This is a genomic window from Pedobacter psychrodurus, assembly GCF_004331735.1.
In the GTDB taxonomy this organism is placed as follows: domain Bacteria; phylum Bacteroidota; class Bacteroidia; order Sphingobacteriales; family Sphingobacteriaceae; genus Pedobacter; species Pedobacter psychrodurus.
Map to the genome: position 1 here is coordinate 1 of NZ_SJSO01000058.1, position 1,213 is coordinate 1,213.

1 protein-coding gene is annotated in these 1,213 nt (G+C 39.8%); it reads left to right on the forward strand.

What is annotated here, in order from left to right:
* Nucleotides 1-93: 93 nt before the first annotated feature.
* A protein-coding gene (locus EZ456_RS24985) for an IS3 family transposase (RefSeq protein WP_225876619.1) occupies nucleotides 94-1,166 on the forward strand; the annotation gives its coding sequence in 2 pieces (ribosomal slippage) (nucleotides 94-355 and nucleotides 355-1,166; 1,074 coding nt in all).
* The last annotated feature ends 47 nt before the right edge of the window (nucleotides 1,167-1,213 follow it).

The following is a 1,213-nucleotide window of genomic DNA, read 5'->3' on the forward strand; positions in this document are numbered from 1 at the left end:
TGTGCACTTCCCCAAATTCAGACCAGTTAAAAGTATAATTCTAGACCGAGCGTAGCGAGGCTATTAGAAAAACTATTAATTTTAATTGGCAATATGAAAAGAATTAAGTTTACGGAATCCCAGATTGTAAAAGCAATCAAAGAACATGAGAATGGCAAAAATGTGCACGATCTCTGCAGAGAGTTAGGAATTAGCACAGCAGCCTTTTACAAATGGCGCCAAAGGTATGGAGGAATGGAAGTGAAAGAGTTATCAAAGCTCAAGGCATTAGAGGAGGAAAATGCACGTTTAAAAAAAATGTATGCGAATCTCAGCCTTGTGCACGAAGTTTTCAAGGAGGCGGTGGAAAAAAAGCTTTAACGCCTGACGAGAAACGTGGTTTAGTGGATGAAATGGTGAAAAGTATTAGCCATCGTCAGGCTTGTAAATGTGTCGGATTAAACCGGAGCAAGCATTACTACAAACATAAACGGYGCGATGACAGCGAAATAGTTAATGCGCTTTCGCTTCTTGTTGAAAAGCATGTTTCCATAGGCTTCTGGCAATGTTACTACCGATTGCGTCGAAAAGGACTTACATGGAACCATAAAAAGGTTTATCGGATTTATACCGCGATGAAGCTTAATATTCGGCGTAGGGCAAAGAAAAGATTACCAGAAAGAGTCAAGAAGCCTTTATCTGTGCCGGAAACTGTGAATGAGGTATGGTCTATGGATTTTATGAGTGATGCTCTTTGGAATGGAAGGAAATTTAGGTTGTTGAATATCGCTGATGATTACAACAGAGAGATGCTTGCTATGGAGATAKATTATTCACTTCCGGCATTGAGGGTTATCAGGGCATTGGATGAGTTGAAACAATATAGGGGGCTTCCAAAAATGATAAGAATGGATAATGGGCCGGAATTCATCTCAAATAAGCTGGATGAATGGGCAAAGGAAAACAATGTTGAACTGCTTTTTATCGAGCCTGGAGAACCAACACAGAACGCATATATAGAAAGATGCAATGGAAGCATCAGAAGAGAATTGTTAAATGCCTACATATTTCACTCCCTGGATGATGTGAGGGAGAAAGTGGAGGAATGGATGATGGACTATAATTACCATCGACCACATCAAGCGTTGAACTTCAAATCTCCCATCGATTTATTGAAGGAAATTTGAGGACAAAATTATACTTTTGAGTGGTCTGAAAAACAGGGGAGCTTACA